Origin of the sequence: Gordonia sp. YY1 (assembly GCF_009872315.1) — a bacterium.
Taxonomy (GTDB): domain Bacteria; phylum Actinomycetota; class Actinomycetes; order Mycobacteriales; family Mycobacteriaceae; genus Gordonia; species Gordonia amicalis.
Genome location: NZ_WXYI01000006.1, coordinates 130305 through 150990, shown reverse-complemented (window position 1 = coordinate 150990; position 20686 = coordinate 130305). Strand labels below are relative to the sequence as shown.

Here is a 20686-nt window from a genome sequence, read left to right as displayed (position 1 = left end):
CGGACAGGTGCCGCTCTGGGGTGAGCTGCTCGTTGCGGCCGTCATCGTCATCGGTCTGATCGGGATCGTCGTCCCGATTCTGCCGGGAACGCTGCTGATCGTGTGCGCGCTGTTCGTCTGGGCGCTCGTCGTGGGCGGCTGGGCCTGGTCCGTGTTCGCCGCGGCGATCCTGGTGGTCGCGGTCGGCGAGGTCATCAAGTATCTCGTCGCGGGAAAGTCGTTGCGCACCGACGGAATCCCGAACCGGACCGTCGTCATCGGCGGACTCGTCGGGATCGTCGGATTCTTCGTCGTGCCGGTGATCGGGCTGTTGCTCGGATTCGTGGTGGGCGCGGTCGTCTCCGAACTCGTGCGGACCCGAGGCCTCGAGCAGGCCTGGCGGGGCGCGCTCGCGGCTCTCAAGGCGGCGGCCAAGACGATCGGTATCGAACTCCTCTTCGCGCTCGTCGCAACCAGCATCTGGACGGGCGGCGCCTTCGTCTGGTGACGGCGCCCCTTCCGCGTGACCTCTACATACGGTCGCCGGCACACTCGTGTGTGTACCTTCGCGCTCGGATGGGTATGTGCGCCGATGGCACGATGCCACGTCGAGTCCGAGGGGAGGAGTGCGCGTGGGCCTACTCAAGTGGAGCAAGCGCCCGGCGGCAGGAGTCGAGGCGCGCGCACCCGGGGTGAATGTTCTTCGCGGACTGGTCGCTCGGGCGACCACGCCGCTGCTCCCCGATGACTACCTGCATCTGATCAACCCGCTGTGGAGTGCGCGTGAGCTGCGCGGCAAGGTCCTCGACGTCACCAAGGAGACCGACGACACCGCTACGGTGACGATCCGCACGGGTTGGGGATTCCCCGAGAACTACAAGCCGGGCCAGTACGTCGGGATCGGCCTGCAGATCGACGGCCGGTGGCACTGGCGCTCGTACTCACTGACCTCGATCGGGTCGTCCGAGCAGGCCAAGACCATCGCGGTCACGGTGAAGGCGAACCCCGACGGTTTCCTGTCCTCCCACCTGGTCGACGGGGTGAGTCCAGGGACCATCATCCGGCTGCAATCCCCACGAGGTGATTTTCACCTACCGGAGCCGGTGCCGGGCAAGATCCTCTTCGTCACCGCGGGCAGCGGGATCACCCCGGTCATCGCGATGCTGCGCCAGCTCAGATCGCACGGGCAGACGCCGGACATCGTCCACATACACTCCGCCCCCACTCGCGAGGACGTGATCTTCCTCGACGAGATGGAGCAGCTCGCCGACGAGGCCGAGAAGTATGAACTCAACCTCCAATTGACAAGGGAGATGGGTAAATTCGACGTCTCACGGATGGACGAGTGGGCGCCGGACTGGCGTGAGCGGGAATGCTGGGCCTGCGGCCCGGTGGCGCTGCTCGACGCCATGGAGGCGCACTACGAGGACGGCGGCCTGCGCGAACGGTTGCACATCGAACGGTTCACCATCGCCCGCACCGATCACGGCGGCGAGGGCGGTACCGTCCGGTTCGCGATCTCCGACAAGGAGGTCGAGGTCGACGGCGCCACCACACTTCTCGAGGCAGGTGAGGATCTCGGGATCCAGATGCCCTTCGGGTGCCGGATGGGGATCTGCCAGACCTGCGTCGTCCCGCTGGCGGGTGGGTACGTGCGTGACCTGCGCACCGGCGAAGAACGTCGCGAAGGAGAACGAATCCAGACCTGCATCAGTGCAGTGTCCGGTGAATGCACCCTCGATCTGTAGGAGGCTTCATGGCCATCACCGACATCGACCAGTACGCCCACCTCACCGACAGTGACATCGAGACCCTCGGTGCCGAACTCGACGTGATCAGGCGAGACATCGAGGACTCCCGCGGTGAACGCGACGCGCGCTACATACGGCGCGCCATCACCCTCCAGCGCGGTCTCGCGGCCGGCGGGAGACTCGCGTTGATGTTCAGCAACAGGAAGATCGCCTGGGCGGCGGGCACCGCCATGCTCTCGCTGGCCAAGATCATCGAGAACATGGAACTCGGGCACAACGTGATGCACGGGCAGTGGGACTGGATGAACGATCCGGAGGTCCACTCGTCGTCGTGGGAGTGGGACACCACCTGTCCGAGCGTGCAGTGGAAGCATTCCCACAACTTCGTCCACCACAAGTACACGAACGTGGTCGGGATGGATGACGATGTGGGCTACGGAATCCTGCGCGTCACCCGTGACCAGCCCTGGGAGTGGTGGAACCTGGGCAACCCGATCTACAACCTGACCCTCGGCACTTTCTTCGAATACGGTGTGGCGCTGCATCATCTGGAAACGGAGAAACTCCGCAACGGTGAGAAGACCTACCGTCAGGCCGCGAAGGACCTGCGGGTGATCGGCACGAAGGTCGGCAAGCAGGCCGCCAAGGACTACCTGATCTACCCGGCCCTGGCGGGACCCAACTGGAAGACGACGATCACCGCGAACTTCACCGCCAACATCATCCGCAACTACTGGGCGTACATGGTCATCTTCTGCGGCCACTTCCCCGACGGGGCGGAGAAGTTCACCGTCGAGGAGTTCGAGAACGAGGACCAGCCGCGCTGGTACCTGCGACAGATGCTGGGGTCGGCGAACTTCAAGGCCGGTCCGCTGATGCGATTCATGAGCGGTAATCTCAGTCATCAGATCGAGCACCACCTCTTCCCGGACCTGCCGAGCAGTCGGTACGAGGAGATCGGGGTGCGGGTGCGGGAACTGTGCGACAAGTACGACCTGCCCTACACGACGGGTTCGCTCCTGGACCAGTACGCACAATCGTTCCGGACGATCGCCAAACTGGCACTGCCGAATTCGCTGCTGAAGGCGACCGCCGACGACGCGCCGGAGACCGCCTCGGAGCTTCGGTTCGCGATCCGTGAGGGTTTGAGTGACCACTTCGGTGTCGATCCGGCGACGGGAAAGCGTCGCGGTCTCCGAACGGCGTTGCGGGAGTTGCGGAACTCGCCGGTGCGGTCGGCGAACGTGGGTCGGGCCGCAACGGTGTAGTGATCGAACGGAAACCGTTGCGCCACCTCGGATGTCGCGCATCGTAGCGAACCGCACGACGATACGCGACATCTGCGAAAGCGTCTCCGGGTGCGCGGAGTCCATGCCAGAATGGCGCCGTGCGCATCGGGATGACGATGCCCGTGATGGAGCCGGACCTCGACGCAGGCACGCTTCATTCGTGGGCCACCACCACCGACGACGGTCCGTTCAGCTCCCTGTGCTGGGGTGAACGCATCGCGTTCGACAACCCCGAGTGCCTGACGTTCCTGGGCGCGGCAGCCGCCTGGACCCGGCGGGTCCCGCTGGTGATGACCGTCGTCGTGCCGCAGCTCCACGACCCGGTGATGCTGGCGAAGTCACTGGCCACCGGCGACCTGCTGTCGGAGGGGCGGCTGACGGTGGCACTCGGGGTCGGTGGCCGGCATGAGGACTACCGGGCTGTCGGCGCGGACCCGTCCACCCAGACCATGCGGCAGCTCGCCGACCGAGCCGCGACCATGAAGCGGGTGTGGGCCCGCGAGAAGCTCACCGAATCGGTGCTGCCGGTCGGTCCGCCGCCCCATCGCACGGGCGGTCCGACGCTGCATGTCGGCACCACCGGACCCAAGACGATCCGCAGCGCCGTCGACTGGGCCGACGGCATCGCGGGGGTCACCCTCGACCTCGACACGGAGAAACAGAACGCACTCTTCGACGTCGCACGCTCCGCGTGGGCCGAAGCCGGCAAGCCGGCGCCGCATCTCGCGACGTCGTTCTGGTTCGCGATCGGCGACGGTGACGGTCCGCGTGCACAGGTGACGCGGCATCTGCACCACTACATGAACTGGATTCCGTCGGAGTTCGTCGACGCGATCGCTCCCACGACGGGCTGGGCAGGTACCGAGGCCGAACTCGCGGACATCCTGCGGCGATTCGCCGACATCGGTACCGACGAGGTGCAACTCATCCCGACGAGTTCGGACCTCGATCAGCTCCGGCGCGCCGCGGATGTGGCCGCGGCGTTCGCCTGACTAGTGGTCGGCGTCCCGGCCGGGGCGCAGCGAGAGGACGCACAGCAGGGCGGCTGCGGCCGAGAGAATGCCCGAGAAGATCAGGCACAGGTGCATGCCGTCGAGGAACGCGTCGCCGAGGGCGTTCATGACCGTGGGCGTGTCGGCGCCGAGGTCGAGACCGGCGACCGCGCCGAGACCCTCGCCGTCCACCGCGGCGACGACGCTGTCACGCACCTCGTCGCCGATACCGGCGGCGGTGAGCTTGCCCGGGAGCGAGTCGACGGCACCCGCCGTCAGCAATGCGCCGAGAACGGCCGGTCCGAGTGCGCCACCCACCTGGCGGAAGGCGTTGTTCCCGGCCGCCGCCATACCCGCGAGCCGGTAGGGCACCGCGGAGACCGCGGTCGCGGTCATCGGGGCCATCACCAGGCCCATGCCCAGGCCGAGCACGATCAGGCGCCAGCCGATCGAGACGAACGTGGTGTCGGCGTCGATCGTGAGCAGCGCGAACTGCGCGACCGCGACCATGGCCAGGCCGCCGCCGATCATGACGCGCGCCTGGACCCGGTGCATCATCTTGCCCGCGAGCGCACCCACGACCATGGAGGCGCCGTTCATCAGCGCGAGTCGCCAGCCGGCCTCGACGGTGCCGAGCTGTTGGACCATGCCGAAGTACATGCTGAGCACGAAGATGAAGCCGATCAGAGCCAGGAAGCTGATCATCGCGATCAGGGTGGTGACGGTGAACGCGCGACTGCGAAAGAGCGCGAGGTCGAGCATCGGGCTGTCCGAGCGGAGTTCGACGGCGACAAAGGCTGCACCCGCGACGACGGCGATCACCAGGGCGACGATCACACGGGCATCGGCGAGCCCGTTGACGCCGGCCTCGATCACGCCGAAGACCAGTGCGGTGACCGCGACGGCGGCCGTCACCTGACCGGCCCAGTCGAGGCGTCGGGTGTGCGGGGCGCGGGATTCCGGCAGGACGGCGAGTGCCACCGCGAACGCGGCGACGGCAAACGGGATGGGCAGCACGTAGATCCAGCGCCAGCCCATGCCCTCGGCCACCGGGCCGGCGATCAGCGGGCCGACGGTCAGCGCCAGCATCAGCGACGACGCCCAGATGCCGATGAACTTGCCGCGTTCACGGAAGTCGGGCACCGCGTGGCTGATGAGCGCGAGGGTCGTCGGCAACAGTGCGGCGGCACCGGTGCCGGCCAGAGCCTGACCGGCCCACACGAGCTGGATCGATTGCGCCGACAGTGCGACGACGGCGCCCAGGGCGGACAGTGCGAGACCGGTGAGATAGACCTTGCGGCGGCCGTGGACGTCGCCGAACACTCCTGCCGTGAGGATGAACGCCGCCATCGGCAGAACGAAGGCGTCCTGAACCCAGGACAACTGCGCGGTCGAGGCGCCGAGCGCGTTCCCGATCGCCGGCAGGCTGACGGCGACGCTCGTGATCGGCAGATAGGCCACGAAGACGCCGATGCAGGCCATCACGACGGTGGCGGTCCGGCGCTCCGGCGGAGCGGGCAGGGCGGTGGAGGTGGACGTGGTGGTCACGCACTCTCGCTTTCGATCTCGGGTGGGAGTGGGCAGCGCCCGGTGGCCGGACGTGACCACAGGTCGTCGTCTCGGGAGGACAAGGCGATGGTTGCCGCGCGAAGAGGCGCAGACATCCATTGTCCGGCGGCTCGGCAGGGAAACCGCAACCAGCGCGGCGTACACGGAATATTGCATCAACGAGACCGGTTCGACGCGTAATATTCCTCCATCATGGACGACGTCGACGGCACAATCCTCCGTGCCCTCCAGGTGTATCCGCGGGCGTCTTTCCGCCTACTCGGCGAGGTCGCGGGCACCTCGGAACAGACCGCGGCGAGGCGCTACCAGGCTCTGCGTCGTGCCGGGGTGATGCGGGTCGTGGGGATCGTGCGGCCGGCGGTGCGTGGCCATTCCGAATGGGTGGCGCGGGTGCGGTGCCGGCCGGACCGCATGGAACCGCTCGCCGCGTCGCTCGCGCGTCGTCGCGACGTCGGCTTCGCCTACGTGGTGTCCGGAGGCGCCGAGATCATCTGCATCATCCGCGCACCGATCGGTGCGGGCGGCGAGGACGTGCTGCTCAATGCACTCCCGACGCGGGCCTCGGTCATCGACGTCCGTATCGACCTCGTCCTGCACGCCTTCGACGTCGGACTCCCCGCGTCGAGATGGACCGGCTTCGGCGGTGAGCTCTCGGAGTCCGCCCGCACACTGCTGATCTCGAGCGCAACCGCGAGCCCTCTCTCCGGCGACGACGAGGCCGGGACCGGCGGTGAGGACGTACCGGACGAACCCCGCGAGAATGTGCGCCTCGGCGACGACGACGCACCCCTCATCGACGCGCTGACCCAGGACGGCCGACTTCCACATCGCGAGCTGGCGCGCATCTGTGGCTGGACGGTCGGGCGCGTCCGGCGCCGTCTGAGCACGCTCGAACGCAGCGGCGCGTTGCACTACGACGTCGAGATCCTGCCCGAGCGTCTAGGTTTCGGTCTGAGCGCGACGCTGTGGCTCACCGTGACGCCGTCGGCGATCGACGTGGTGGGTGCAGCGCTCGCCGCGCACGACGAGGTGGCGTTCGCCGCGGCGATCAGCGGTGAACACAACCTCATGGTCGCGGTGATCTGCCGGGACACCGACGACTTCTATCGATACCTGCGCACCAGGGTCGCGTCCGTGGCCGGAATTCTGGGCTACTCGGTGAGCATCCGCGTCCGGCGCCTGAAGCAGAATGCGTCACTCGTGGTGCAGGGACGCCTGATTCAGCCCGGATGACCCCGAATCACCGGTGGACGACACGAACCTGCCGTTCGGAAGCGCCGGTCGAAGGCGGCGTGCGCGGTAACTTGCACGTGTGACCTCGCCGACGGCCGACAACCAGGGACTGGTGAGGTTGTGCGTGCTCGCCGTCTTCGCCGGGTGTGTGACCGGTGTCCTCGGCGGCGCGTTCCGGTGGTGCCTCGACCATCTCAACCGGTGGCGGTTCGAGATCCTGCAGTGGGCCGACGGACTCGGCGCACCGGGATGGTTCATCCCGGTGGCGGTGACAGCAGCCGGCGCGGCCTTCGGCGCGCTCGTGTCCCACCTCGTACCGACCGCGGCGGGCAGCGGAATCCAGCATGTGGAGGCCGTCGAACGAGGAGAAGCGGGACCTGCGCCGCTGCGGGTGATCCCGGCGCGATTCTTCGGTGGTCTCGCCGCGATCGGATCCGGTCTGATCCTCGGCCGTGAGGGGCCGACGGTGCACATGGGTGCGGCGGTCGGATCGGAGACCGGACGACGTGCCGGACTCGACCAGTACGATGTCCGCGTCATGCAGACCTCGCTCAGCGGAGCAGGTCTCGCCGTTGCGTTCACGGCGCCGGTGGGCGGTGCGCTCTTCGCGCTCGAGGAGGTGACCCACTCGTTCCGGATTCGAGTGGTGGTACCGACCATTCTCGCGGTCGCCGCCGCGGTGGCCTGCGGACACGTGATCCTCGGCGACCGGCCCGACTTCCGGGTCGGCGTGGTGGCCGCGCCCCCGATCACCCTGCTGCCGGTCTTCGTGGTGTTCGGCCTCCTCAGCGGTCTCGTCGGAATCGCCTACGGGCGCACGGTTCTCGGGGCGATCAACGCGGTTCGCGGGATCACGCGCGTCCCGCCGATCGCGAAGGCCGCGGTCATCGGTGCGATCGTCGGCGGCCTGATGGCCGTCGACACCGATGCGGCCGGTGGGGGAGACAATCTCGCGCAACAGATCTTCGACGGTTCGGTCGTGCTCCCGGTGGTGGCCGCGCTGTTCCTGGTCCGGTTCGTCGCCGGTCCGCTGTCTTATGCCGCGGGAACCCCGGGCGGCCTGTTCGCGCCGATGCTGGCGCTCGGCGCACTGTGGGGCGTCCTGTTCGCCGCCGGCCTCGACGCCGTGCTCCCGCAATCGGATTCGACGCTGCGCGACGCCATGGTGCTCGCCGGCATGGCCGCACTGTTCGGCGCGGTGGTGCGGGCGCCGCTCACCGGCATGGTCGTGGTGATGGAGATGAGTGCGACGACCACCGTGGCGGTGCCCATGCTCGCCGCGACCGCGGCGGCCGTGCTCGTCGCACACCTCTCCGGGACGCCGCCGGTCTACGACTCGCTGCGTGAGCAGATGCTCGCCAACGATGCCGCACGACAACGGGACCCGGGGTCCTAGAACGCGCGGGTGTGCGCTCCGAGCGGCACGATCAGTGGCCCACCCGAGATCGGGTCGGTCATGACATGAGCGCGCAACCCGAAGGCCTCGTCGAGCATCTCCGCGTCGATGACCTCGGCCGGCGCGCCGGTGGCGACGATGGCGCCGTTCTTCATGACGACGAGTGAATCGCTGTAGCGTGCTGCGAGATTGAGGTCGTGCAATACCATGACCACGGTTTTGCCGTGCTCGTCGCGGAGGCGTCGGACGAGGTCGAGGACGTCGATCGAGTGGGCGAGGTCGAGGTAGGTGGTCGGCTCGTCGAGCAGGATCAGGTCGGTGCCCTGCGCGAGGGTGAGCGCGATCCAGACCCGCTGACGCTGACCGCCGGAGAGCGCGTCGAGGGTGCGGTCGGCGAGTTCGAGGGTGTCGGTCATCTCCATCGCCTCGGCCACCGCGGCCTCGTCGGCGGCCGTCGCCTGCTGATACCATCGCTGGTGCGGATGCCGGCCCCGGCCGACGAGATCGGCGACGGTCAGACCCTCTGGGGCCACCGGGTTCTGGGGCAGGATCGCCAGGGTCCGCGCGACCTGTTTCGGCCGGACGTGGGAGATGTCCTCGCCGTCGAGGTAGACCGTGCCGGCCTTCGGCGGCAGCAGGCGCGCGAGGCATCGGAGCAGCGTCGACTTGCCGCAGCCGTTGGAGCCGATGATGGTCGTGACCTGGCCGTCGGGGACGTCGATGTCCAGGCCGTCGATGACCACCCGCTGGTCGTAGCCGACGGTGAGTCCGGTGCCGCGCAGGCGGGACGTCGCCTGCGAGGTGTGGTCGGCGGGGGAGATGGTCATACGGTCGCCTTCCGGGACATCGCGATCATCAGGTAGATGAGGAACGGTCCGCCGATCGCGGCGGTCACGATTCCGACGGGCAGCCCGCCGGGTAGCACCGTGCGGCACAACAGATCTCCGCCGAGCACGAGCGCGGCGCCGATCAGGCCGGACAGCGACGGCGTCGGTACCGCGGTGCGGGCCAGCCGCAGCGCGATCTGCGGGGCCAGCAGTGCGACGAAGGCGATCGGTCCGGCGGCGGACACACACAGCGCACTGACCAGGACCGCCGTCAGCAACAGCGTCGTCGACACCGCGCCGGTCCGGACGCCCAGGCCGCGCGCCAGATCCGGACCGAGGCTGAGCATTCCGATCTGCCGGGACAGCACCACGATCACGACGACCCCGACCGCGACCCCGCCGACCACCGGCCAGACATTGGACCAGCCCACGTTGGCGACCGATCCGACCAGCCACACCTGGGCACGCCCGACGTCGTGGATGTCGGCGCGGGTGAGCAGGAAGTTGGTGAGCGCCTGCAGCATCCACGTCATGCCGACGCCGATCAGCACGAGGCGGAACGGGTTGATGCCGCTGTTGGCCTTGCGGCCGGGCCAGGCCAGCACGTACATCACCGCGGACGTCAGGAGCGCACCGATCATCGCCGAGGCCGGGACGCCGAGGTCGCCGAACCAGCTGCCCCAGCTCGTCGTCGAGAAGGCGATGGCCGCGACCGCTGCCGCACTCGCTCCTGCGGTGATGCCGAGGATGTCGGGGGTGGCGAGGGGGTTCTGGGAGATCAGCTGGGTGATGGACCCGGAGAACCCGAGGCCGATGCCCACCAGCAGGCCGACGAGGGCTCGGGGGAGCGCGACGTCGAAGACGACGACGTTCTCGATGCGGGTGCCGCCGCCGAGCAGGATTCGCGCGACGTCGATCGGGGTGAGCGGGAAGTCGCTGACGCCGACGCCGGCCAGGAACAACACCAGGGCGAGCGCCGCCGAGACGAGCGCGACGATCAGCATGCGCGGACGCACGACGACCGAGACCGGCTCGATCGCGAGGCGGTAACCGCCGGGATGCGGCGCGATGCTCCGTGCACGTGTCCCGGGCGTCGGCGTCTTCACGTCGGATGTGTTCATACGGATGCCAACCTCTGCCGACGGACCATGACGATCAGGAACGGGGCGCCGACCAGCGCCAGCATGACGCCCACCTGGACCTCGCCGGGGCGTGCGACGACGCGGCCTAGGATGTCACAGCCGACGAGGAGGATCCCGCCGAACAGCGCCGAGTACGGGATGATCCAGCGGTAGTCGGCGCCCACGACTGCACGAGCGATGTGCGGCACGACCAGACCGAGGAACACGATGGGCCCGCAGGCGGCGGTGGCGGCGCCGATCAGCAGGGTGATCGTCAGGATGCCGAGCGCGCGGATGAGCACCACCCGGGAGCCGAGGGCCTTGGTCATGTCGTCGCCCAGGCTCAACACGTTGAGGAAGAAGCCGCTCGCCAGCGCGAACACCAGCCCGACGGCGATGAAGGGCAGACTCGCCCAGAACACGTCGATCCCGCGGCCGGCGGTCGAACCGACGCTCCAGAACCGCCACTGGTCGAGCGAGTTGGTGTCGACGAGCACGATCGAGGACGTGATCGCGGTGAGCATCGCCGTGAGACCGGTGCCGGCGAGCACCAGGGTCAGCGGACTCGAGCCGCTCAGCGCCGACAGACCGAAGACGACGGTCGCGGCGATGATCGCGCCCAGCAATCCGAAGAACATGAAGGCCACGGGACTGGTGATCCCGAGCAGGTAGATCCCGCCCACGACGGCACAGGCCGCGCCGGCGTTGACGCCGAGCATGCCGGGGTCGGCGATGGGGTTGCGGGTGTGTCCCTGGGTGATGGCGCCGGCCGCGCCCACGGCCGGGCCGGCGGACAGCCCGAGCAGGGTCCGAGGGACACGGAGGTCCCAGACGATGCCGTCGACGTCGGTGTCCCTGGTGATCTGCGGTAGGCGGAGGTCGACGAGGGCCGACCAGATCTCGGAGATCCCCGCGGCGAAACTCGTCCAGACCTCGTCGAGCGGGACCGGGCGGGTGCCCAAGAGCACCGAGGCGATGACCAGCCCCACCAGGGCCGCGATCAGCACCGGAATGCCGAGGACACGGAGGGAGCGGCGCACGAAGGGTTACCTTACCAACGCAGTTCGACGGGCCTGACGGTGCGGCGCGGTGGATGTCGTTCGGGTAACGAAAGACCCGCGGAACCCGAACGGAGGCCGTGTCTTCGGTAACACTGCTTTGAGTTCGAATCGATATGTTCAGTGTTTCCAGGGTTGTGAAAACAGGAGGATCGATGAAGTCACTCAAACGTGCCGTTGTCGGGGTGCTGGCTGCGGGGAGCATCGCAGCAGGCACGCTGGTGGGTGCTGCGCCCGCCCAGGCGGCCGTCCCCAACCTTCAGATGACGGGTGGGGTCTATTGCCAGTTCGGAGCACCGGGTACGCCGTGGAACCAGGCGTGGAGCATGACCCGGTTCATGCGGGTAACCGCGCGTGACGGCGAGTTCCGCAATGTCACGCTGCAGGAGATCAACGGCGCGACCAAGTTCAAGTCGCAGCTGAAGAAGGACGAGTCCCTCACCATCAAGACCACCTGGTTCGGCTGCTTCCCGTCGTCGATCGCCGGGTACGCGATCTCCGACTACGCCGAGAACCTGACGGACAACGCCGGCTTCTGGTGGAACATGCGGCGCATCGACAACCCGTTCGACAGGTTCGGTGCCGGCTCGTCGGCATCGGCGGCGCTGTCCGGCGGCGGCACCGACGTCAAGGGAATTCCCGCGATCCCCGGTCGGTAGACGCCGAACCGCTGAACGAACGACGAGGGGCGACCGGTGAGAACCGGTCGCCCCTCTCGTGTGGTCTGGCGGTGTCGATCAGGCCGACGGGCGCGCCACCTTGTGGGGCTCCGACGCGGCGAGCATGTCCTCACGCTCGACGACCTTCACGCGCTCGCGGCCTTCGGCGGCACCGAGTGCGCGCTCGTGCTCGTCGAGGCGGTACCAGCCGTCCCACGTGGTGAACGGGATGCTCTTCGACTCGAGCAGCTCGATGATCGCGTCCTCGCCGGGGGCGGCGGGCTCGAGCAGCTTCTCGGCCTCCATGTCCTTGAGGATGCAGTCGACGGTCTCGTTGGCGTCGCCCTTGGTGTGGCCGATGAGGCCGACCGGACCACGCTTGACCCACCCGGTGGTGTAGACGCCGGTGAGCTGCTCACCCTCGTCGAACACACGTCCGGCCTCGTTGGGGATGACTCCCGCCTGCGAGTCGAAGGGGATCTCGGGCAGGTTGTCCGACAGGTAGCCGACCGCCCGGTACACCGCGCCGACCTCCCAGTCGGTGATCTTGCCGGTGGGCTTGACGTTGCCGGTGCCGTCGAGCTGGGTGCGCTCGGTGCGCAGGCCCACGACCTTGCCGTCCTCGCCGAGGATCTCGACCGGGCTCTCGAAGAAGTGCAGGAACAGCTTGTGGATCGCACCCTGCTTCGGTTCCCGGATCGCGTAGTTCTCGATGATCGTCGCGACCTGGTCGGTGATCTTCGAACCACGACGGGCGACGGCCGAGCCCTCGTCGTAGTCGATGTCCTCGGGGTTGACGATGACCTCGATGTTCGGCGAGTGGTCGAGTTCCTTGAGCTCGAGCGGCGTGAACTTGGCCTGGGCCGGTCCGCGGCGACCGAAGACATGCACCTCGATCGCCTTGTTGGCCTTGAGGCCCTCATAGACATTGGCCGGGATCTCGGTCGGCAGCAGCTCGTCGCCGGTCTTGGCCAGCACGCGCGCCACGTCGAGGGCGACGTTGCCGACGCCGATGACGGCGACCTTCTCCTGCTCCAGCGGCCAGGTGCGCGGGAAGTCCGGATGACCGTCGTACCAGGCGACGAACTGCGCGGCGCCGTAGCTGCCCTCGAGGTCGATGCCCGGGATGTCGAGCGCACGGTCGTCGGTGGCGCCGGTGGAGAAGATGATCGCGTCGTAGTGCTGCTTCAGCTCGGCCAGCGTGATGTCGGTGCCGTAGTCGACGTTGCCGAGCAGACGGACCTGCGGCTTGTCGAGCACCTTGTGCAGCGCGGTGATGATGCCCTTGATCCGCGGGTGATCAGGCGCGACGCCGTAACGGATCAGACCGAACGGAGCCGGCATACGCTCGTAGAGGTCGATGCTGACACCGCGGTCTTTGGCGGTGTCGGACTTCATCAACGCGTCGGCGGCGTAGATCCCGGCGGGACCCGCACCGACGATCGCAACCCGCAGCGGGCGGCTGTTGTCACTCATGGAGTAGGTGTCTTCCGTTGCTCGGCGCGCCCCGACGCAGGTGCTGGATGCGAAACCCCTGATCCTACTGTCGACACGCTTGGATATGGCCTATCCCTTCTACGGTAGGCGCTCGGTGTCCCCGGCCAAAATCTCCTGTGAGGTAATCCTCACTTCTCGACGTCATCGTGACGACGCCCGCGGCCGGAGCGTTCCCGGGCGCCGGGCGGTTGCCACACGGTCGCGGGCATCGCATTCGCCGCGGGCGACGGGACGTGCGGGAGCCTGCAGAAGCCGGGCGGAGGTCACACCCGGCCGGTCTATACACTTCGCGCCATGGCCAAAGCTGCAGGCGGGGGCCCCGACAAGCAGTCGGGTAAGGGCGCCGCATCCCGGAACACCTCCCGGGGCGCCGCGTCCTCGAAGAAGCCTGCGTCCGGTGAGGCCGGATCGTCGGACGCCGACGTGGACGCCGCCGTCGTCGACGAGGCACCACCGAACTGGAAGAACGCGTGGCCGTTCTTCGTCGCCGCGGGTGTCGTCGCGCTCGTCGTGCTCGGGATCGTGCTCTCCAACATCTCCCGGCCGCCCGAGGAACGCGTCAGCGACGACGCGCTGGTCCAGTACGCCATCAACGACCTCTACACGGCCAAGAACGGCCCCGACTACGCCGAGTACCGCGCGAACACGTGCGATGCCGACCTGGACAAGCCCGGTTTCCCCGCCGAGGCGCAGTTCGTCGCGGAGAACCAGGCGTCGCTGGACCAGAACGGCCGCATCGAGATCCCCGAGATCACCGACCTGGTGGTCGACGGTGACCGGGCGACCGCGAAGGTCCATTGGCACTATAAGAACAAGTCCGAAGACAAGCAGGTCGTGGAGACGACCGTGGTGCGCGAGAACGGCGAATGGAAGGTGTGCTCCTCATGACCTATGCCGGCGACCTGACCCCGCGGGAAGCGTGGGCGAAGCTCGAGAACAATCCCGACGCGGTTCTCGTCGACTGTCGGACGCAGGCCGAGTGGTCGTTCGTCGGTGTTCCCGACCTCGAGGTGCTGGGGAAGCGGACGATCTTCGCCGAGTGGACGACGTTCCCCGAGGGTCGGCGCAACGAGCAGTTCGTCGAGCAGCTGCGCAGAGCCGGGGTGACCGATGACCACGAGGTCATCTTCCTCTGCCGTTCGGGGCACCGATCGATCGGTGCGGCCGAGGCGGCGACCGCCGACGGAATCGGCAAGGCCTACAACGTGGTCGACGGGTTCGAGGGTGCCCTCGACGAGAACGACCATCGCGGCGCGTCCGGATGGCGTGCCGAAAATCTGCCGTGGAGGCAATCGTGAGTGCTGATCTGTCCGTGGGTCGTGAACTGCCGGAGGGTCTTTCGCCCGACACCATCGCCGTGCGCGGCGGCCTCGCGCGATCCGGGTTCCACGAGACCGCCGAGGCGCTCTACCTGACCAGCGGATACGTCTACGACTCCGCCGAGGCTGCCGAGCGTGCCTTCACCGGCGAGGACCAGCGGTTCGTCTACTCCCGGTACGGCAACCCGACCGTCCACATGTTCCAGGAGCGCCTGCGTCAGCTCGAAGGTGCCGAAGCCTGCTTCGCGACCGCCAGCGGAATGGCCGCGGTGTTCGTGGCGCTCGGCGCCCTGCTCAAGGCGGGCGACCGGCTCGTGGCGGCCCGCAGCCTGTTCGGCTCCTGCTTCGTCGTGTGCAACGAGATCCTGCCGCGCTGGGGCGTGGAGACCGAGTTCGTCGACGGTGAAGACCTCGAACAGTGGGAACGCGCACTGTCGAAGCCGACCGACGCCGTCTTCTTCGAGACCCCGTCCAATCCGATGCAGATGCTCGTCGACGTCGCCAAGGTGTCCGAGCTGGCGCATGCCGCGGGCGCGAAGGTGGTGCTGGACAACGTCTTCGCCACCCCGCTGCTGCAGCGCGGTCTCGATCTCGGCGCCGACGTCATCGTCTACTCGGGCACCAAGCACATCGACGGCCAGGGTCGCGTGATGGGTGGTGCCGTCCTCGGCACCAAGGACTACATCGACGGTCCGGTCCAGCAGCTGATGCGCCACACCGGTCCGGCGTTGAGCCCGTTCAATGCGTGGACGCTGGTCAAAGGCCTCGAAACGATGCGCCTGCGGGTCGACGCCTCGGTGGCCTCGGCACTGCGGATCGCTGAGTTCCTGGAAGCCGACCCACGGGTCCGCTGGGTGAAATATCCGTTCCTGCAGTCGCATCCGCAGTACGAGCTGGCCAAGAGCCAGATGACCGGCGGCGGCACCGTGGTGACCTTCGAGCTCAACGACCACGACGGCATCGACGGCAAGAAGCGCGCCTTCGAGGTCCTCAACGCGCTGCGGGTCGTGGACATCTCCAACAACCTCGGCGACTCCAAGTCGCTGATCACCCATCCGGCCACCACCACGCACCGCGCGATGGGGCCCGAGGGACGTGCCGCGATCGGTCTCAGCGACTCGGTGGTTCGCCTGTCGGTCGGGCTCGAGGGCATCGACGACCTGCTCGCCGACCTGGATCGGGCGCTCGGCTGAGCCTTCGCACGAGGCTCTTCTTCCGGTCAGGCGTCGCGGCGGTCGTCAGGCCGCCCGAGCCGGGCGCTCATGACGGAACCTGAGCACGCCGAGCGCAACCGCGATGGGCAGGACACTGACGGTCAGCATGGTGAGTCGCACGGCGCCGGAGAAGTCCGCTCCGAGGTCGAGGCCGCCCACCTGCTGCAGCAGGTTCGGGTCGTATCCGACGCCACCCGGGCTCTGCGCCACCGCGCTACGCGCGGCGTCCACGGCCTCTTGTCCCTGTGTCACCGTCAGACCCCGTTGTTCGGTGTCGGCAAGCCATTCCCGATTGAAGAACGCATTCAGGAGGAGCAGGTACACGGTGGGCCCGAACGCGTAGCCCGTCATCCCGAAGGCCGTCTGCACCGAGGCCACTGTTCCGGACTGCCCACTCGGCGCATGCGAGAGCACCGTCTCCGACACGGGTGTGGAACTCACCATCGACCCGAGGTTGTACAGCCATACGGCCATCACGAGCAGCCACAACGCCATCGTCGGGTTGACCGTGCCGGCCATGAGCAGCCCGGCGGCCGCCATGGTCGCGAGACCGGCGACCATCACCGGTCTCGGCGAGAACTTCTCCATCAGACTCCCGGACATGATCAGCGCGCCGGCGATCAGCAGCGAGCCGGGAAGGAACAACAGGCCGACCGTCCGCGGTGACAGCGCGAGCACCTTGCTGCCGTACTGCCCCAGGACGATGCTGAGTCCCGCGATCAGGAAGTTGAGTGTGAAGGCCGCTGCGAGCGCGACCGTGAACGTCCGGTTGCCGAACAGTGACAGGTCCAGCGCCGGTTCGGGGGTGCGGCGTTCGTGGCGGACGAAGAGCACCGCCCCGACCACGCTGACGAGCAGCGGCAGCCAGGTCTGGGGCCGGAGCATACCGTTCTGCGCGGCCGCGAGTCCGATGACGAGGGTCAGGAGTGCCACCCCGATCAGGACGATGCCGATCACGTCCAGCTTCGCGCGTTCCTGACGAGGCGACTCCGGGACGAACCTTGCCGTGAGCAGCATCGAGACCCCGGCAAGCAGTGGTGCGACCAGGAACACGAGCCGCCAGCCGAGACCCGTCACGGCCCAGCCCGTCAGAGCCGGGAGCACCCCGCAGAGAACCATCTCGATGGCGACGAAGATGCCGATGGCCTTCGGTCGCTGCTCTTCGGTCACCGACGTCTTGAGGAGGGCCAGCGATACCCCGAGCAGCGCCGCCATGCCCAGGCCCGCCACGACGCGCATCGCCAGGAGAAAGCCATACCCGGGCGAGAGCATGGCGAGCACATCGGCGACGGCGACCACGGCCAGTCCCGACATCAGGAGTCGTCGGAGTCCGATCGAGTCACCGAGATTTCCCGCGCCGAGGACGGACGCGGCCATGACCAGCGTCGACATTCCACCCAGCAATCCGACACCGGTAGGCGGGACGTCGAGTTCCCGGCTCACCTGCGGCAGATTCAGGCTCAGCACCAGGGGATCGACGGCCGTGATCGTGAAGGCCAGGGACAGCGCGAAGATGATCGGCAGAATGCTCGTCTGGGTTGTCGACCGCTCCGCAGTCACCCGCTACGCCTCCCTGCCCCTTCGCCCCGACGTTCATCGACTTTAGCGCCGACCTTCGTGGTCAGAGGCGAGTTTGCGGGAGGACGTGCTCACCGGAGGGTCAGTTCACGATGTCCGCGAGGGGGATACCGAGCGCGTTGAACACGGTTCGTAGTTTGAACTGCGTCTCGTCGAGTTCCGCCTGCGGGTCGGAGTGTTCGACGATGCCGCCGCCCGCCCATGTACGCAGACTCCGACCGTCGGCCGCGAGCTCGGCGCACCGGATGGCGACCATCCATTCGCCGTCGCCGGCGGCGTCGCACCAGCCGACCGTGCCCGCGTAGAAGCCACGATCGCCCTCGACCTCGCGGATGATCTGCGCGGCAACGTCACTCGGGGTTCCGCACACTGCGGGTGTGGGTCCGAGGAGTAGTGCGAGGTCGAGTGCGGTGACCGCCGGATCGCGCAGCGTCGCGCGGATCGGGGTGGCCAGATGCCACATCTCGCCGGTCGACTCGAGCTGTGGTGTCGACGGTGCGTCGACCTCGTCGCAGAGGTGCCCCAGGCGTTCGCGCAGATGGTCGACGACGAACGCGTGCTCGGCGAGATCCTTTGTCGACGCGGCCAACTCGTCGGCGGTTGCCCGGTCGACGGCCGGGTCGGCGGACCGTGGTGCCGAACCCGCGTAGGGATGGCAGGTCACGGTCGAACCCGACTTGCGCAGCAGCGCTTCGGGACTGGCGCCGAGCAACCACGAACCCGAACCCGTCGCGGCGCCGAGGTCGACGCCGAAGGCGTTGTGCCCCGCGTTGCCGCCGGCGAGTGCGTCGAGCAACTCCGCCGGCCGGATCCGCTCGTCGAGCACCAGGTCGACGCTGCGCGCGAGCACGACCTTCCCGACGTCGCCGGCGACGATGCGCTTGACCGCATGCGCGATGCGTTCGCGGTGCTCATCCCTGTCCGGGTGGCTCACGGTCGACACCGCTCGGCGCGACAGCGGCGCACTCCCGGTCAGGGGTGCCTCGCCGGTGCGGAGCCGCGCGGGAGCCACCAGCGCCGCGGGGTCGCGGACATCGAACGGGATCGCCCCGGTCAACGACCCGAGCTCACCCGCCCGCAGCGCGGCGGACGCCTCGTCGACGTCGGTGAACGACCGGACCACCCCTTCGCCCCGCACGGTGCCGTGGGGACGCGACAGCACGAAGACCTCACTCGATGACACAACCGCCAGGGTACAGGTAAGCCTGCCCTAACTCGGAATCACGGTGATTCCAAATTGACACCCTCAGGCGGGATCCGCGAACCTTGTCGCAGGTCATGAGTGCCAGTGACAAGCCCCGGCTCGCTGGTCGGCAACCCTCCTCCACGGTGGGGTGCTCCGGGTGACGACCTGGCTGCGTTCGAACCCGAACGCGGCAAGTGTGGATTCTCGAGGAGTTCTCGTCATGACTGCTGTGCTGTCGGCACCCGTCACACCCGCCCGTCCTGTCCGCGATGCACCGGTGTTCGCCGACCGCGGGCCGTTCATCCCCGCGCTCGCACCGGTCGTCGGCTCGGATGCACAGGTCCCCGTCGCCGCCGGGCGCAGCGTCGGTTACGCCAATCTCGACTACGCAGCGAGCGCGCCGGCGCTGGCGTCGGTCGCCGCGCAGGTCGCCGGAGCCCTCGGCGAGTACGCGAGCGTGCACCGCGGTGCGGGCCACCTGTCGCAGATCACCACCCGCCGATACGAGACCGCGCGTGAGACCGTCCGCGAGTTCGTCCGCGGCCGCGTCGACGACACGGTCGTCTTCACCCGCAACACCACCGACGCGATCAATCTCGCCGCCCACATCACTCCCGGCGACGTCGTGGTCCTCGACATCGAACACCACGCCAACCTGCTGCCGTGGTGCGCACCGAAGAACGGCCGCAACCGCGCCCGCGTGGTCACCGCCTGCGACACGATCGAGGACACCCTCGTGGCGATCGACGCCGAACTCGCCTCGCAGCCGGCCTCGCTGCTCGCGGTGACCGCCGCGTCGAACGTCACCGGTGAGGTCCTCCCGATCGGCCGGCTGGCCTCCATTGCCCACCGCCACGGCGCGCGCATCCTGGTCGACGCGGCGCAGCTCGTCGCGCACCGGCCCATCTCGATCGTCAGCCACGGCATCGATTACCTGGCCTTCTCCGGCCACAAGGCGTATGCGCCGTTCGGCGCCGGGGTCCTCATCGGCCGTTCCGACTGGTTCGACGCCGCCGACCCCTACCTCGCCGGCGGGGGCGCGACCGCCGACGTCGACCTCCCTCGCGGCGGCAACACCGCCGGCGCCACCTGGCACACCGGCGCTGCTCGTCACGAAGCCGGTTCGCCGAACGTGCTCGGTGCGGTGTCGATCGCCGAGGCGTGCACCGCGCTGGCCGAGCTGGGACCCGAGGCCATCGGTTTCCACGAACTCCGGCTCTGCGAACGGCTCGACGCCGGGCTGGCGCGCATCGACGGTGTGCGGCCGCTGCAGATCTTCACCGACTCCACCGACCGCGTCGGCATCGCCGGGTTCACCGTCGACGGCGTCGCGCCGCGGGCCGTGGCGGAGTACCTGAGCGACGAGCACGGAATCGGCGTGCGCGACGGCAAGTTCTGTGCCCACCCGCTGCTCAAGCGGCTCGGTCATCCCGAGGGTGCCGTCCGTGCGAGCTTCGGAGCGGGCACCACCTCCGACGACATCGACCGCCTGCTCGACGCACTCGCTTCGCGCTGCGTCACCACGACCACCACCCGACCCGAACTCGACGAGGGGTACCCGGCATGACCATCGAACTCTCCACACCGCCCACCGCCGTCACCATCGGTCGTCCGGGCTTCCAGGTCGCGGTCGCGGGTGATTCTGTGGCACTGACCTTCCCGATCGTCGTGCGTCGTCAGACGCTGCGGGACGCCCAGCGTGCACGCGCGCTGCTGCGGGCGGGCACCCACGACCAGGCGAATTTCGCGGTCGCCCTCGAGGTCGAGGTGGCCATCGCGCCGCACGCGGCGTCGGCTCGCGCCGCCGTCGAGCACGCCGACACCTCCACCGACGACTCGGAGACCATCCGCTACGTCGGCACCACCCACGGTCTGATCACGCTGCTGCGCGACATCTACGTCGCCGAGGTCGCCGACGCCGTGATCCTGGTCCCGATCGACGGTTCGGCCACCGACCGTCGAATCCGCGAGCAGGTGCTGCCGGTCTTCGCCGACGTGCGTCACCGCGTCGCCTGACG

Annotated in this window: 19 protein-coding genes and 1 riboswitch; of the genes, 12 read left to right on the top strand and 7 right to left on the bottom strand. The window is 68.3% G+C overall.

Features of this window, described 5'->3' with window-relative positions; genetic code table 11:
- Positions 1 to 7: 7 nt before the first annotated feature.
- From BPODLACK_RS10760 to BPODLACK_RS10745, 4 genes are all read left to right on the top strand, one after another.
- On the top strand, positions 8 to 487 hold the full coding sequence (locus BPODLACK_RS10760; RefSeq protein WP_159405244.1) for a DUF456 domain-containing protein: 480 nt from the start codon (positions 8 to 10) through the stop codon (positions 485 to 487).
- Positions 488 to 611: 124 nt separating this feature from the next.
- Entirely contained in the window at positions 612 to 1727 is a 1116-nt protein-coding gene (locus BPODLACK_RS10755) for a ferredoxin reductase (protein ID WP_159405243.1), read from the top strand.
- An 8-nt stretch (positions 1728 to 1735) separates the two neighbouring features.
- The gene (locus BPODLACK_RS10750) at positions 1736 to 2998 is read left to right on the top strand and encodes a fatty acid desaturase family protein (protein ID WP_159405242.1); all 1263 of its coding nucleotides are present in this window, start codon (positions 1736 to 1738) and stop codon (positions 2996 to 2998) included.
- Between the two features lie 131 nt (positions 2999 to 3129).
- A complete protein-coding gene (locus tag BPODLACK_RS10745) occupies positions 3130 to 4011 on the top strand; it encodes an LLM class flavin-dependent oxidoreductase (RefSeq protein ID WP_159405294.1) in 882 nt (293 codons plus the stop codon).
- On the opposite strand, the gene BPODLACK_RS10740 is transcribed toward BPODLACK_RS10745, so the two are convergent.
- The gene (locus tag BPODLACK_RS10740; RefSeq protein ID WP_236577655.1) at positions 4012 to 5559 is read right to left on the bottom strand and encodes an MFS transporter; all 1548 of its coding nucleotides are present in this window, start codon (positions 5557 to 5559) and stop codon (positions 4012 to 4014) included.
- Positions 5560 to 5772: 213 nt separating this feature from the next.
- Here BPODLACK_RS10740 and BPODLACK_RS10735 point away from each other — a divergent pair, with 213 nt between their 5' ends.
- Positions 5773 to 6813, top strand: coding sequence for an Lrp/AsnC family transcriptional regulator (locus tag BPODLACK_RS10735; protein WP_159405241.1), 1041 nt, complete (start codon positions 5773 to 5775; stop codon positions 6811 to 6813).
- Between the two features lie 79 nt (positions 6814 to 6892).
- Complete coding sequence (locus tag BPODLACK_RS10730; RefSeq protein WP_159405240.1) at positions 6893 to 8209, top strand: ClC family H(+)/Cl(-) exchange transporter; 1317 nt, start codon at positions 6893 to 6895, stop codon at positions 8207 to 8209.
- Here the strand turns inward: BPODLACK_RS10730 and BPODLACK_RS10725 are convergent.
- Genes BPODLACK_RS10725 through BPODLACK_RS10715 form a run of 3 tightly spaced genes read right to left on the bottom strand, consistent with a single transcriptional unit; the run spans position 8206 to position 11197 of the window.
- On the bottom strand, positions 8206 to 9036 hold the full coding sequence (locus BPODLACK_RS10725) for an ABC transporter ATP-binding protein (RefSeq protein WP_159405239.1): 831 nt from the start codon (positions 9034 to 9036) through the stop codon (positions 8206 to 8208). The two genes, BPODLACK_RS10730 and BPODLACK_RS10725, sit on opposite strands and share 4 nt — an antisense overlap.
- Positions 9033 to 10157, bottom strand: a complete 1125-nt coding sequence (locus BPODLACK_RS10720; RefSeq protein ID WP_159405238.1) for a FecCD family ABC transporter permease — start codon at positions 10155 to 10157, stop codon at positions 9033 to 9035. Before BPODLACK_RS10720 ends, BPODLACK_RS10725 begins: the two co-directional genes overlap by 4 nt.
- A complete protein-coding gene (locus tag BPODLACK_RS10715; RefSeq protein WP_159405237.1) occupies positions 10154 to 11197 on the bottom strand; it encodes a FecCD family ABC transporter permease in 1044 nt (347 codons plus the stop codon). The genes BPODLACK_RS10720 and BPODLACK_RS10715 overlap by 4 nt, the downstream gene beginning before the upstream one ends.
- Positions 11198 to 11370: 173 nt before the next feature.
- Between BPODLACK_RS10715 and BPODLACK_RS10710 the strand changes: the two genes are divergently transcribed.
- A complete protein-coding gene (locus BPODLACK_RS10710; RefSeq protein ID WP_159405236.1) occupies positions 11371 to 11874 on the top strand; it encodes a hypothetical protein in 504 nt (167 codons plus the stop codon).
- A gap of 78 nt (positions 11875 to 11952) precedes the next feature.
- On the opposite strand, the gene BPODLACK_RS10705 is transcribed toward BPODLACK_RS10710, so the two are convergent.
- A complete protein-coding gene (locus BPODLACK_RS10705; RefSeq protein ID WP_159405235.1) occupies positions 11953 to 13350 on the bottom strand; it encodes an FAD-dependent oxidoreductase in 1398 nt (465 codons plus the stop codon).
- Between the two features lie 315 nt (positions 13351 to 13665).
- Between BPODLACK_RS10705 and BPODLACK_RS10700 the strand changes: the two genes are divergently transcribed.
- Genes BPODLACK_RS10700 through BPODLACK_RS10690 form a run of 3 tightly spaced genes read left to right on the top strand, consistent with a single transcriptional unit; the run spans position 13666 to position 15883 of the window.
- Entirely contained in the window at positions 13666 to 14259 is a 594-nt protein-coding gene (locus BPODLACK_RS10700) for an Rv0361 family membrane protein (RefSeq protein ID WP_159405234.1), read from the top strand.
- Complete coding sequence (locus BPODLACK_RS10695) at positions 14256 to 14669, top strand: rhodanese-like domain-containing protein (protein ID WP_024499394.1); 414 nt, start codon at positions 14256 to 14258, stop codon at positions 14667 to 14669. Before BPODLACK_RS10700 ends, BPODLACK_RS10695 begins: the two co-directional genes overlap by 4 nt.
- Complete coding sequence (locus tag BPODLACK_RS10690) at positions 14666 to 15883, top strand: O-succinylhomoserine sulfhydrylase (protein WP_024499393.1); 1218 nt, start codon at positions 14666 to 14668, stop codon at positions 15881 to 15883. The genes BPODLACK_RS10695 and BPODLACK_RS10690 overlap by 4 nt, the downstream gene beginning before the upstream one ends.
- 45 nt (positions 15884 to 15928) lie before the next feature.
- Here the strand turns inward: BPODLACK_RS10690 and BPODLACK_RS10685 are convergent, their stop codons facing one another.
- Entirely contained in the window at positions 15929 to 17464 is a 1536-nt protein-coding gene (locus BPODLACK_RS10685; protein WP_159405233.1) for an MFS transporter, read from the bottom strand.
- A 100-nt stretch (positions 17465 to 17564) separates the two neighbouring features.
- Positions 17565 to 18644, bottom strand: a complete 1080-nt coding sequence (locus BPODLACK_RS10680; protein ID WP_159405292.1) for an isochorismate synthase — start codon at positions 18642 to 18644, stop codon at positions 17565 to 17567.
- 112 nt (positions 18645 to 18756) lie between these two features.
- A riboswitch (SAM riboswitch) is annotated at positions 18757 to 18871 on the top strand.
- A gap of 17 nt (positions 18872 to 18888) precedes the next feature.
- Here BPODLACK_RS10680 and BPODLACK_RS10675 point away from each other — a divergent pair.
- Together BPODLACK_RS10675 and BPODLACK_RS10670 are read left to right on the top strand one after the other, a co-directional pair.
- Positions 18889 to 20235 carry an aminotransferase class V-fold PLP-dependent enzyme gene (locus BPODLACK_RS10675; RefSeq protein ID WP_159405232.1) on the top strand — a complete coding sequence of 449 codons (1347 nt, stop codon included), beginning with the start codon at positions 18889 to 18891 and terminating at the stop codon, positions 20233 to 20235.
- On the top strand, positions 20232 to 20684 hold the full coding sequence (locus BPODLACK_RS10670; protein WP_024499389.1) for a hypothetical protein: 453 nt from the start codon (positions 20232 to 20234) through the stop codon (positions 20682 to 20684). Before BPODLACK_RS10675 ends, BPODLACK_RS10670 begins: the two co-directional genes overlap by 4 nt.
- The last annotated feature ends 2 nt before the right edge of the window (positions 20685 to 20686 follow it).